The following is a 12,308-nucleotide window of genomic DNA, read 5'->3' on the forward strand; positions in this document are numbered from 1 at the left end:
ATATTTCAAGCAGAACAGCATATGAAAAGCCCCTTACCCGGATACCCGGCAAGAGGCTGTCATCAAAAATATATTACGGTACTGCTACTCCACCCAGCTCTCGGCCCAGGACTGGATTTGCTGCATGACCGGCTCAAGCGCACGGCCCTTCACTGTTAATTCATACTCAATGCGCACCGGTGTCTCCGGGTACACATGACGTACCAGAATGCCCTCGCATTCCAGATCCTTCATGCGCTCGGACAGCATCTTATCGCTCATTGACGGAATCAGTCCGGAAATATCCTTGAACCGCTTGGGGCCGCTCATCAAGGTCTGAATAATGAGTCCGTTCCAACGCTTGCCCAGAAACGAAAAAGCCGTCTCAAATCTCGGGCACATCGTCAGTTGATGTTCTTCCATGGTTATCACCTCTCACTTATGAAGCTTACAATTAGTTAGTATATATAATTTTACCACATTTATTCTGGAATGAACATCGTTTGCCAAAAAAAAGTTCATTAACCACTATTAATATATTTACGCTATCAATCCTTGGTGTCTTCTGCCTTGCGTCTTAGCTGGATGGCCTCTGTAACTACATAGGCGAGATCATCGTTACTGTACAGGGAGAGTACTCCCAGCACTGTATCATCGGAGATGAACCCGGCCTCCTCCGCGGATACCGTCAGGGCCAGTGCATTGGCCAGCGCCTGGTTGCCCTCCTGCTGCGGATAAGCCTGCAGATACAGGGCATGCGGGTCCAGCTTATTATTCACACACCACTGGGCAAATACGAGAATCATCATTTCCTCGTCCCGCTTGTAGCTCTCGATAATCCTCTCTTCCATCGACTTGTTGTCATAATCCTCCATGTTGTTCTCCTCTCTGCTGCGATGCTGACCGCTCAGCGGCTTAATCTTGCTGCTAATTCATGGCTCGGCAATACGGCCGAAGCGGAAATACCGCATTGCTCCGGTGTCGCTATATTACTGAGATAATGGCTGACCGCTCCGCTGAAGCCTCTGCGCTCCAGCACGGTATCCCAGCTGCCGAAGTTCTGCGTGCGCGGCAACGAGCCCTGCTCATATAATATAACCCGTTCCATGTCCGTCACCTCAACCGACCTGCCATGGCCGTGCAGCTCCAGCTTCTCCAGATCGGCCCCTGCATCCCGGACCATGCTGTAATGGCCGGTGGTCCCGTTCTCCCAGCCCAGCATTCCCGAGGCGTGCAGAAGCCGCCCCTCCGCATCCGCCCTCAGGCTGGTGTGCAGCAGCTCATAATCCCCGCCGGACATCCAGAGCAGCAGATCCAGCATATGAATCAGGTCATCATGGATCGTCTCATGGCTGCTGCCCTGCTGCAGCTTCGTCCGGTGTTTGACTGCGGTGGATTGGCTGATGCCTCCGGCCTTATGCAGCCAGGATTTGGCTGCGGCATACATCGGGGCATAGCGGCGGTTGAAGCCCACTCCCAGCAGCAGCCCCTTGTTCTCAGCAAGCTCTGCCATCCGGCGGGATTCCTCCAGATCATAGGATAGCGGCTTGTCCACATACACGGACACCCCATGCTCCAGGCAAGAGGTCACCAGCTCATAATGCGTAGTTGTAGGACTATGTATGAACACAGCATCCAGATCCCAGGACAGCAGCTCCGTAAGCTCGGTTGTGCCCCGCTGAAGGCGATACGCCTGGACTGCCCGCTCGACCGTAGCAGAGGAATGGCTGAGCACTCCCACCACCTCGGCCTGATCATGCCGGGAGAGCAGCGGCAAATAGACTTTACGGGCAATATCGCCTATGCCGATCATTGCCACTCTTTTGCGGACAGATAGTTTCATTAACAGCATCTCCCTTACATATTGGGGGAATTTCAATTCCCTTATAGATGTATTATACCGTGACATGCTGCGGGAACAATGATCTTTGCTTCAATAATTGCTTTAATTGCTTTTTTTTCAGTATGATGAAATGGATGGAGTGAAGAAGGGGCATAGTATAATGAGAAAATGGCTAACGGTTGTTCTGTATGTTTCGTGCATAATCCTCGCGTTTATCTACAGGTATGAACTCCTGGCCTGGCTTAGAGAGGATCATCCTTTGTATTTGTCGATGCTCGCCGCCACAGTGCTGGCCTTATTTCCGGTCCTGCCCTACAAGCTGATTATCGGATTGTTCGGGTATGCCTATGGAAGCTTCGCAGGAGCGTTAATATGCTGGAGTGCTACTACGATAGCGGCGGCCCTTGTATATGGTTTCGTTAAATACATGTTCCAGAGCAAATCAATGGCCTATCTAAGCAGTATTTCGGCGCTGGACAGATTTGTGTCTGCTGTGCAGCAGCGTCCTTTTGCATCCGTAGTGATTGCCCGCCTGGCACCGTTCATTCCGCAGATGGCTGTGAATATCTACGCTGGTGCCGCCGTACTGCCTTTCTGGAGCTATCTTGGAGCTACCGCACTTGGCAAAATTCCCGGCATCGCCCTCTACGCCTTCCTCGGAGGACAGATGTTCCAGCACCCGCGAAGTGCAGCTGTAGCTATAATCGTGTATATTGCCGTACTGGCTGTAGCCGGATTATCCATGCGCCGCCGTCCTTCTGCGGGCCGCTGACGCTTCAAGAATTTCCGGTATGCTGGCAGTAAGCCTCTATTTGATTTATAATTAAATTGTGATCTATTTAATTGCATTCTACAGATGGAGGGATAACAATGAGTGAATTTCAAGCTGATTCTATAAATGTCAAGACCGAGCAAGCCACCTTCGCCGGTGGATGCTTCTGGTGTATGGTATCCCCTTTTGAAGAGCTTCCGGGCATTGTCAAGATTATCTCCGGTTATACAGGCGGACATACCGTGAATCCGACCTACGAGGAAGTATGCTCGGAAACCACCGGACATGTTGAGGCGGTGCAGATTACGTTCAATCCGGATATTTTCCCATATAGCAAGCTGCTTGAGCTGTTCTGGCAGCAGATTGACCCTACCGATGCCGGAGGGCAATTCCATGACCGTGGCACTTCTTATGGAACGGCAATCTTCACCCATTCGGAGGAGCAGCGCGAGCAAGCAGAGGCTTCCAAGGCAGCTCTTCAGGCCAGCGGACGCTTCTCTGCTCCCATTGTGACACCTATTCTTCCGGCTAAGCCCTTCTACCCAGCCGAAGAATATCATCAGGGCTATCATCACAAGAATCCAGCCCATTACAAGCGTTACCGCAAGGGTTCGGGCCGGGAAGCATTCATCGAAGCTCACTGGACGCATATGGAGGACCCGCAGAGCCTGAAGGAGCGCCTGACTCCGCTTCAATATGAAGTAACGCAGAACAGCGCTACGGAATCTCCATTCCGCAACGAATTCTGGGATCACCACGGAGACGGGATCTATGTGGATATTGTCTCCGGGGAGCCACTGTTCAGCTCAGAGGATAAGTTCGATTCCGGCTGCGGCTGGCCGAGCTTCACGCGTCCGATCCGGGACTATGTGGTCAAGGAGCAAACCGACCTCAGCCACCTGATGGTCCGCACTGAGGTACGCAGCAAGACAGCGGATTCCCACTTGGGCCATGTATTTAATGACGGACCCGGAGCGAACGGACTGCGGTACTGTATCAACTCGGCAGCTCTGCGCTTTGTTCCCAAAGAGGACCTGGAGAAGGAAGGCTATGGCGAGTACCGTGTGCTCTTCCAGCATGCTTAAGGCTGGAGATCCCGGCTTGCCTCAAGCTATAGCTTCATAAATTGCATAACTTACGTGTGGCTCGAATGTATACTGTTTTCCGCATACATTCGGGCCACACGCCTTCGTATCAGCACACTGTATGCTGTTTTCCGCATACATTCGGGCCCCATGCCCGCACATCAGCACAATGTATGCTGTTTTCCACATACATTCGGGCCACACGCCTTCGTATCAGCAAATGTATGTTGTTTTCCGCATACATTCGGGCACACACTTTATCCACAACAGAAGAAAATCATAAATTCCTGAACAAAACTAAGCCTCCAGCCCGGATTCACGGGTAGGGAGGCTTTATTCTTTACATAAATGATCCTATGTTTATTCGTACAGCCTGCTCTACTTGTTCTGCTTATCTGAATTCTCCTCTTCCGGTGCTGCCGGCACTACAGGTGCCGCTTCAGGATGAGGCTGCGATTCCCGGCCCGGCAGACGGTTGCCTCCCAACCGCACTTGTTCAGGATGTGCAGGTTGCCGACGCTTGAAGCTTTTCCGTAACCAGAGCACCAGCGCAACCACCACTCCAGCTACCAGCAGGACGGGGAGAGCAGCCGCCAGTACAACAACAAGCCACTGGAACATCACAGACAACGCCTTCATGCTGCTCTTGAGCGCTTCCGAAGCCCGTTCACCCAGCGGACCCTCGGAATTAGTCTGTGTAAGGGTAAGACTCTTCTCCGTCTGGTAGAGGCGAAGCTCCACTGTAGAGAAAGATACATTTTGATCGATATACCGCATTCTGCCCTTGATCTGTTCAATTTGCTCCTGAATTTCCCCAAGCTGGTTGGCGAACTGGACGAGATCGGCCGGTTTGGTTGCTTTTTTCATAAAATCAATATACTGCGCCTCCATCATCTGCTTCGCCTTAAGACGTGACTCCAGGTCCACATATTCCTCCGACACATCCTGCCCCTGGATGCTTCTCTGGAGCTTCTCATGCTTAATCTTCTCCAGATTGTTCAGGAACGGAGAGAAGCCCGCCGCAGGCACTTTTAGGATAAAGGTTCCACCCTGTTCATATTCAGACATATTCTCTGAGAATTCGATAATGTAGCCCCCGGCCAGAGTAACCATATTCCGCACTTCAGTCTGCGCTGCCCCGTAGTCGGTTACCTCCATATTGAGGTTCGCCTTGTAGATCAGCTTCTTGTTCAGCCCTGCTACCACATCGGTGCCGGTGAATCCGGCAGAAGCATCTGTCCCTTGCTCAGCACCCGCCCCAGGGACTGCCGAATTTCCGCCGCCGCCCTTCACTGCAGCCTGATCATTGACAGCCATCGCCGTGTTAGCTAGACTATCCTCCTTGACCTCCACCGCAGCAGGCGCGCTCTCCGCTGAACCGTCTGATGCTGCTTGATTACTGAACGCGCTTTCTGAATTCGCTGCCGAATCTGAATTGTTACTCGACGCGCCGCATCCCGTCAGAACCACGGCTACAACCACTAGATACAATAAGTAATGCAGACCCCATTTTCGCATGCTCATTCCTCCACAAAGTGTAATTGTATACTGCTTCCGGTGCTTCAGCTTCCGCGGCGAAAGGCCGTTATCTGTATCGGTCCGTTCCGCGCTTATCCCTCTTGACGTTCCAAAAGTTGGAAGGTTGCAGTCATTTACGGAAAATAACAAATAAGACCATTCAGTCATGAATAGCCGAGTGGGGTCCTGTTTGCGTATTGCCTCTTTATTTGTTACAATTACGATGATAAAACGGCAAAAAAACACCAAAAACCCTATTCGCATAGAATAAGGTTATGGCGCTATTCGGACAAGCTCCACCTTGCCCGGGCAGCTGTAATTGATTTCTTGCCGATTTATGATGCCTAGTACTACAAGAGGAGGTGAACCCTCATGGCAAAAGACGTATTGTGCGCAGTTAATTCTTGCACCTACTGGGCTGAAGAGAACAAATGCAACGCTGAGTCCATCTTCGTTGCCTACCACAGCTCCAAGCAGCCTACACAATCTGAGGAAACAGATTGCAAAACCTTCGAAAGCAAATAATGAATCTTTGCAGAATATGAAGGAGCCCTCCATAGGTTCCTTCTTTCTTTTCTCATTCTATCAAGAATGAGAATTATTATCAAGTGTTTCCTGCAAAAAACAAACCACTGCGGGCCGGAGATTATACTCTCCCGCTTGCAGTGGTTTTTCTGTCCAAATCTAAGAATCTTAAACGGAATAGCTCCGCCCTGTTAACGGGTCACTGCGCCATGCTGCTCTCTCACCAGGACAGCGGCCTTCACCATGTTGCGCAGTGCGCCTGTGGTCTCTTCCCAGCCCCGTGTCTTCAGTCCGCAGTCGGGGTTAATCCAGAACTGCTGGACATCCAGCACGCGCAGCGCACGTTCGATGGCTGAAGTCATCTCCTCTACCACCGGCACGCGCGGACTGTGAATATCATACACACCCAGTCCAATCCCCTTGTCGTATTCCTGCTCCTCGAAGCTGACGATTAGCTCACCATGGCTGCGCGAGGTCTCAATGGAGATGACATCCGCATCCATCGCCGAGATCGAACCGATCATGTCGTTAAATTCACTGTAGCACATATGCGTATGCACCTGCGTGGTGTCCTTGACATGGTTCGTGGCGGTCCGGAAGGATTTCACCGCCCAGTTGAGGTAATACTCATGATCTCTCGCCTTCAGCGGCAGGCCTTCGCGGATCGCCGGCTCATCGACCTGGATCATCTCGATACCAGCCTCCTCGAGTGCGGATACTTCATGACGCAGGGCGAGGGCGATCTGTCCGGCCACCGCCTCGCGGCTGAGGTCATCGCGGACAAAGGACCAGTTCAGGATCGTGACCGGTCCGGTCAGCATTCCCTTAACAGGCAGCTTCGTTAGTGACTGGGCATACACGCTCTCTTTGACGGTCATCGGCTCGATAAAAGCAACATCGGCATAGATTACCGGCGGCTTCACGCAGCGTGATCCGTAGGACTGAACCCAGCCGCCTGCGGTGAACAGATAGCCGGCCAGCTTCTCCCCGAAGAATTCCACCATATCCGTACGCTCGAACTCTCCGTGTACCAGCACATCCAGACCAAGCTCCTCCTGAAGCGTAATCGCTTCAGCGATCTGCCGCTTGATGAACAAGTCATAACGCTCCTGGTTCCAGACTCCCTTGCGCCATTTCAGACGGGCCTGGCGGACTTCAGCCGTCTGCGGGAAGCTGCCGATGGTCGTGGTCGGCAGCAGCGGCAGACGCCACTTCTCCTGCTGAACCTTGACACGCTCGGCGAACGGAAGACTGCGGCGGTCCGGCAGCTGGGCAAGGGCACGCACCTGCTCGGCTACATCCTCACGCCCGCGCTCCGGCAGAGCACGGAATACGGCCAGCACCTCACGGCTGCGCTCCAGCCCGGCGGCATAACGCTCTCTTCCCTCGTTCGCGGCTGCCGCAATGAGAACCAGCTCGGCCAGCTTCTCATTGGCAAACGCCAAGGCATTCTTGACCGCAGCCTTCAGCTTGACCTCGCCCTCAACCGTTACAGGCACATGCAGCAGACTTGCCGCTGGCTGGAGAATTAACCGCTCCTGAGGCACATAGGTCAGCAGCTTCGCTACCAGCTCCAGCTTGGCATCGGTATCGGCGCGCCAGATGTTGCGTCCGTCAAGGATACCGGCTCCGAGTGTCTTATCCTGCGGCCACCCGAGGCGTGCAACCGACTCCAGATTCTTGCCGCCGTCATGGACGAAGTCAAGACCCAGACCCTGTACAGGCAGCGCCAGCAATGCTTCAAGCGGCTCCGCAGCTTCGAAGTACGTCTGCAGCATCAGGTTCAGTCCTGGTACGGCAGCAGCAATCTCACTGTAAATGTTCTGGAGCAGTGCGGTATCCTCAGCCGTTAAGCCGGTAACAATCGCCGGTTCATCGATCTGTACCCAGGCCACTCCTTCAGCCTGCAGCTCCTGCAGCAGTTGTACATACAACGGGAGGAAGCGTGCGGCAACGGCGGCGATGTCTGCTGCCGGGAAGCCCTTGGACAGCTTCAGGAAGGTATACAGTCCGACTATAACGGGCTTGCCCTCAATGCCTGCCCGCTCCTTGGCGAAGCGGTAGGCAGCCAGCGGTTTATTCGCTGTCAATACCGGAGTCAGGCTGCCGATCTCAGGCACAATGTAATGGTAATTCGTATTGAACCATTTCGTCATCTCGCAGGCCGGGGCCTCTGCATTGCCGCGCGCCATTGCAAAATACAGATCAAGCGGAATTTCTCCGCCCTTATATCCGTAACGCGCCGGTACGATCCCGAACATAGCGGCGGTATCCAGCACATGGTCATAGAAGGTGAAATCGCCCACCGGAATCAGATCAATTCCGGCCTGCTGCTGGGTCTGCAAATGCTGAAGCTGTATATCCTCCATCTGCGAGCGGAAGCTCTGCTCATCGATTTTCCCGGCCCAATAAGCCTCCAATAATTTCTTCCATTCACGGTTCTTGCCGATTCTCGGATAACCGAGGCTGCTTGTCTTGATTCCTTTACTCATAGGTGTCCACTCCTCTGTATAATTGTCTGCCCTCATGTCTGCAAGCCTTAATCTGATGCCATCTTACTGCACGCCTACCGCGCCCCGCAACAGATTCCACGCAATACAGCTATACAGATTCCCTATAGCAAAACGCCAAAAAAAGCTGCACCCCCATGAAGGAGGAGCAGCTTAAACTCTGAGACCGGGCGAAATCAGAACCAGATCAGATAGACCACACCGGCAAGCACAATCCGGTAGATTGCGAAGGGCAACAGCTTGATCCGGTTAATCAGCTTCAGGAAGAAACGCATCGATACCAGTGCGAATACGAAGGCGCTGATGAACCCGGCAATGAAGAACGGCAAGGCATCCAGCGTAAAATACTGCCAGTTCTTCAGCAGTGAAATCAGGCTCGCCCCGGCCATAATCGGCACCGCCATGATGAAGGTGAAATCGGCTGCCGCACGGTGGCTCATGCCCAGCAGAACCCCGCCGGATATCGTCGACCCGGACCGCGAGAAGCCCGGCCACAGGGAGATACATTGGATCAATCCGACTGATAGCGCCTGCCTATATGTAATTTGATCCACACTCTCAGTCCGGGCATTCGCAGGCGCAAAACGGTCGGCACAAATCATAAATAACGCTCCAACCACCAGTCCAATCAGCACAGTAAAGGTTGAGAACAGATGCTCATCGATGTAATCCTCCAGCAGAAATCCGAAGATTCCGGCCGGCAGCAGTCCGACAAGGATATGTGTCAGCTTCAGCCGCCCTTCCGCCGGAGCCTGGCGCTGCCCTTCCGGCACTACGGTCAAGTCCTTACGGCTGAGCTTCCCGAGGCCCAGCAGATCAATGAACCGGTTACGGAAAATAATGACGACTGCAAGAATGGAGCCTAATTGAATCACTACCTTGAAGGAGTTGGCCGTGTACTTCCCCAGGAACTCCTGCGATTTAAGCCACATATCATCTACGATGATCATATGGCCTGTCGAGGATACCGGAGCGAATTCGGTCAGCCCTTCCACAATTCCCAGAATGATTGCTTTGACAATGGTCAGCAGCTCCATGGCGATCCCCCTTTATTGTTTTCAATATAATAATTGTAAACTCGCACAGCTATTTCTGAAACTTACAGCTCTCTTGCAGTATGGAAAATTTTTATCATAACGCTGACTTGACAGGCAGAAACCAACAGCATATATTTATATGCATGCGCATGCATTTATTGTTTATCCATCCCATGTAGAACGAAGGAGCGAAATTCATGACGAAAGATCTGTTCACCCCCTATGAGTATAAAAGCTTAAAACTGAAGAACCGGGTGGTAATGCCGCCCATGTGCCAATATTCAGTTACCAATAAGGATGGCATCGCTAACGACTGGCATTACAACCACTATGTAAGCCGCGCTGTCGGCGGCACCGGACTGATCATTGTCGAGATGGCTGATGTGGACCCGGACGGCCGGATTACCGATTATGATCTGGGCCTCTGGTCTGATGAGCAGATTCCTGCGCTGGCGCGGATTGTGGAAGCCAGTCATGCCCATGGAGCCAAAATCGGAATTCAGGTGGCCCATGCCGGACGCAAGGCGGAGGATGCCAAGGTTCCTGTCTCTTCTTCCGCAATTCCTTTTGACGGCAAGTCCAAGACTCCTCATGCCCTGACAACAGAAGAAGTTAAAGACATGGTCCAGAAATTCAAACGGGGCGTAGAGCGTGCGGTCCAGGCCGGGTTCGACACTATTGAGCTGCACGGCGCCCACGGCTATCTGATTCACCAGTTCCACTCGCCGCTGACCAACCAGCGGACTGATGAATACGGACAGGATCTGACCTTGTTCGGCCGGGAGGTGATCGCTGCCGCCAAGAGCGTGATGCCTGAGGATATGCCACTAATCATGCGGATATCCGCCAGAGAATATGTGAAAGGCGGCTACGGCCTCCAAGAGGGTCTGGAGATCAGCAGAGCCTATAAGGAAGCCGGGGCCGATATTTTCCATATCAGTTCAGGCGGTGAAGGAGCCGTTGACGCAGAGAATGGACCGGGCAACCATGCAGCCTATCAGTTACCGCTGGCCAGAACGATCCGCCAGGAGCTGAACGTACCGGTAATTGCTGTCGGCCGCTTGGATGAAGCGGTTCTTGCCAACGCCGTCATTAGCAATGAAGAAGCTGACTTGGTGGCGGTGGGCCGGGGAATGCTCCGTAATCCTTACTGGACGGTGGAAGCCGGTGTGACGCTGCGCAAAGACGCAAATATACCTAAGCAGTACGCATTAGGATTCCCGCGTTAAGGACAATTCGTCAGCAGCTTGCCTATGGTGATGGTATACTGTATAACAACTACTATTCATTAGAGGTATACACCGGGAGGATGAAGACATGACTAACCCCCCTTCAAATGATCTGATTAACAGCTGGTTATCGCTCTCTCTGATACAGATGAAGGTGGCCGCAGTCCTTGAAGCGAAGCTGACCGAGAACTATGAGCTATCGCTTAAGGAATTCTATGTATTGCTGTTTCTGTCCGAAGCCCCTGAGCAAAAACTGAAGCTCCAGCAGTTGGAATCGATGGTCGGGCTTAGCCAGAGTGCTGTGTCCCGGCTGGTCAGCCGCTTCGAAGCCAAGGGCTGCGGAGCGCTGGAGCGCAAGTCCTGCGAGACAGACCGCAGAAGCATCTATACGTCCCTGACTGCCATTGGGCAGGATAAGGTTGACCGGGCGAAGCAGACCGTTCATGAAGTGCTGCAGGAAGCCTTTCCTGTAGACGACACGCAGCAGCTGCTGAAGCAGCTTATCCAGCTGAAGCAATCCTAGACCCGGGCAGCTGCCTGCCGGGTGAACCCGCCGTCCCTCCCGAGGGGCGGCGGGTTTTTGTCTGAACCTCCCTCTCCCCCTGAGCATACACCATACTATTAAGAAATTAAGTATAGCGGGGTGCAGCATATGTTATTCACAGCTATGCAGCTGGTTGGCGGTCTTATTCTCTCGGTAGGCTGGATTCCGCAGATTGTGCAGATCATCAGGACCCGTTCGGTTGCAGATCTCAGTCTGAAAGCTTACCTGCTGATGCTGCTGGGCATCCTTCTTATGGAAGCTTATGCGGTTAACCTGGCGGCGCAGGGGGTCGGACTTGCTTTTCTGATCACCAATTCCCTGTCGCTGGCGGTCGTAACAACGGTCGTCCTGCTGATTATCCGCTACCGTTCCCGAGGGCAACAATGAATTCTGTAGGCTGCACCTCCGTCCCATCTGCGTTATACTTTCTGTAATAAAAGGATGTGGGAGGTTCAATGAATGAAGCAAAATAAGTATGACGACGCGGGTTTTTTTGCGAATTACAGCCAGATGCCCCGCTCTACGGGCGGACTGGAGGCTGCCGGAGAATGGGAGGTCTTCCGTACTTTGCTGCCTGATCTGGCGGGCCAGCGGGTGCTTGATCTGGGGTGCGGGTTCGGCTGGCACTGCCGGTATGCCCGGGAGCAGGGGGCGGCTTCCGTCGTAGGCATAGATCTCTCCGCCAATATGCTGGAGCGTGCCCGTACGATGACAGACGACCCGAAGATTGAGTATCTCCAGCTCGCGATTGAGGATGCCGCATTCGGGGCAGAGCAATTTGATACCGTGATCAGCTCGCTGGCGATCCACTATATTGAAGATTTCGGCAGTCTCTGCCGCCAGGTCCGGCATTGCCTGAAGCCCGGGGGAGCCTTCGTCTTCTCTGTAGAGCATCCGATCTTCACCGCGCTCGCCGCGCAGGATTGGCATTACAGCCCGGACGGGGAGAAGCAGCATTGGCCCGTGGACAACTACCATGTGGAAGGGCTAAGGCTGGCTGATTTTCTCGAACACGAGGTTGCAAAATACCACCGGACCACCGCCACCTACCTGGGTACACTGCTCGAATCAGGCTTCGTCCTGAAGGAGATGTCGGAGCTGCAGCCGACCCCTGAGATGCTGGAGAAGAATCCGGCCTGGCAGGAGGAGACGCGGCGTCCGATGTTCCTGCTGCTGTCAGCGGTGAAGCATTCAACAGACTAATCTTATAGCACAAAAAAAAGACCAGCCGGACGGTAGTCCGCTGACCTTTTATCATCCCCGTGG

The 12,308-nt window shown here is 53.3% G+C and carries 13 protein-coding genes; 7 read left to right on the top strand and 6 right to left on the bottom strand.

From position 1 onward, the window contains the following. Nucleotides 1-84: 84 nt before the first annotated feature. The 3 genes from NST26_RS21845 to NST26_RS21855 all read right to left on the bottom strand — a co-directional run bounded on the left by NST26_RS21845 (nt 85) and on the right by NST26_RS21855 (nt 1,822). Nucleotides 85-402, bottom strand: a complete 318-nt coding sequence (locus NST26_RS21845; RefSeq protein ID WP_036698497.1) for a winged helix-turn-helix transcriptional regulator — start codon at nt 400-402, stop codon at nt 85-87. Between the two features lie 125 nt (nt 403-527). Next, nucleotides 528-854, bottom strand: coding sequence for a hypothetical protein (locus NST26_RS21850; protein ID WP_036698498.1), 327 nt, complete (start codon nt 852-854; stop codon nt 528-530). A 32-nt stretch (nt 855-886) separates the two neighbouring features. Next, the gene (locus NST26_RS21855; protein ID WP_340979781.1) at nt 887-1,822 is read right to left on the bottom strand and encodes a Gfo/Idh/MocA family protein; all 936 of its coding nucleotides are present in this window, start codon (nt 1,820-1,822) and stop codon (nt 887-889) included. A 160-nt stretch (nt 1,823-1,982) separates the two neighbouring features. On the opposite strand from NST26_RS21855, the gene NST26_RS21860 reads away from it, so the two are divergent. Together NST26_RS21860 and msrA are read left to right on the top strand one after the other, a co-directional pair. After that, nucleotides 1,983-2,594 (top strand): TVP38/TMEM64 family protein, encoded by a 612-nt coding sequence (locus NST26_RS21860; protein ID WP_036731832.1) that lies wholly within the window; start codon nt 1,983-1,985, stop codon nt 2,592-2,594. 98 nt (nt 2,595-2,692) lie between these two features. Continuing rightward, the gene (gene msrA / locus NST26_RS21865; protein ID WP_340979782.1) at nt 2,693-3,679 is read left to right on the top strand and encodes a peptide-methionine (S)-S-oxide reductase MsrA; all 987 of its coding nucleotides are present in this window, start codon (nt 2,693-2,695) and stop codon (nt 3,677-3,679) included. A 378-nt stretch (nt 3,680-4,057) separates the two neighbouring features. Here the strand turns inward: msrA and NST26_RS21870 are convergent, their stop codons facing one another. Beyond that, the gene (locus tag NST26_RS21870) at nt 4,058-5,197 is read right to left on the bottom strand and encodes a DUF4349 domain-containing protein (protein WP_340979783.1); all 1,140 of its coding nucleotides are present in this window, start codon (nt 5,195-5,197) and stop codon (nt 4,058-4,060) included. A 372-nt stretch (nt 5,198-5,569) separates the two neighbouring features. Between NST26_RS21870 and NST26_RS21875 the strand changes: the two genes are divergently transcribed. Then, nucleotides 5,570-5,722 (top strand): DUF1540 domain-containing protein, encoded by a 153-nt coding sequence (locus tag NST26_RS21875; protein WP_076079942.1) that lies wholly within the window; start codon nt 5,570-5,572, stop codon nt 5,720-5,722. 191 nt (nt 5,723-5,913) lie between these two features. Here NST26_RS21875 and metE read toward each other — a convergent pair whose 3' ends face one another. Continuing rightward, nucleotides 5,914-8,214 (bottom strand): 5-methyltetrahydropteroyltriglutamate--homocysteine S-methyltransferase, encoded by a 2,301-nt coding sequence (gene metE, locus NST26_RS21880; RefSeq protein ID WP_340951398.1) that lies wholly within the window; start codon nt 8,212-8,214, stop codon nt 5,914-5,916. Nucleotides 8,215-8,408: 194 nt separating this feature from the next. Continuing rightward, nucleotides 8,409-9,269, bottom strand: a complete 861-nt coding sequence (locus NST26_RS21885; RefSeq protein ID WP_340951396.1) for an undecaprenyl-diphosphate phosphatase — start codon at nt 9,267-9,269, stop codon at nt 8,409-8,411. 197 nt (nt 9,270-9,466) lie between these two features. Here NST26_RS21885 and NST26_RS21890 point away from each other — a divergent pair, with 197 nt between their 5' ends. The 4 genes from NST26_RS21890 (at nt 9,467) to NST26_RS21905 (ending at nt 12,245) form a co-directional block, all read left to right on the top strand. Next, nucleotides 9,467-10,498 (top strand): NADH:flavin oxidoreductase/NADH oxidase, encoded by a 1,032-nt coding sequence (locus NST26_RS21890; RefSeq protein WP_340951393.1) that lies wholly within the window; start codon nt 9,467-9,469, stop codon nt 10,496-10,498. A gap of 88 nt (nt 10,499-10,586) precedes the next feature. After that, nucleotides 10,587-11,021 carry a MarR family winged helix-turn-helix transcriptional regulator gene (locus tag NST26_RS21895; RefSeq protein ID WP_340951392.1) on the top strand — a complete coding sequence of 145 codons (435 nt, stop codon included), beginning with the start codon at nt 10,587-10,589 and terminating at the stop codon, nt 11,019-11,021. Between the two features lie 129 nt (nt 11,022-11,150). Next, nucleotides 11,151-11,429 (top strand): PQ-loop domain-containing transporter, encoded by a 279-nt coding sequence (locus NST26_RS21900; RefSeq protein WP_340979786.1) that lies wholly within the window; start codon nt 11,151-11,153, stop codon nt 11,427-11,429. A 72-nt stretch (nt 11,430-11,501) separates the two neighbouring features. After that, nucleotides 11,502-12,245 (top strand): class I SAM-dependent methyltransferase, encoded by a 744-nt coding sequence (locus NST26_RS21905; protein WP_340951387.1) that lies wholly within the window; start codon nt 11,502-11,504, stop codon nt 12,243-12,245. Nucleotides 12,246-12,308: the final 63 nt, after the last annotated feature.

This window comes from Paenibacillus sp. FSL R7-0128 (assembly GCF_038002245.1).
GTDB classification, from domain to species: domain Bacteria; phylum Bacillota; class Bacilli; order Paenibacillales; family Paenibacillaceae; genus Paenibacillus_AQ; species Paenibacillus_AQ silagei.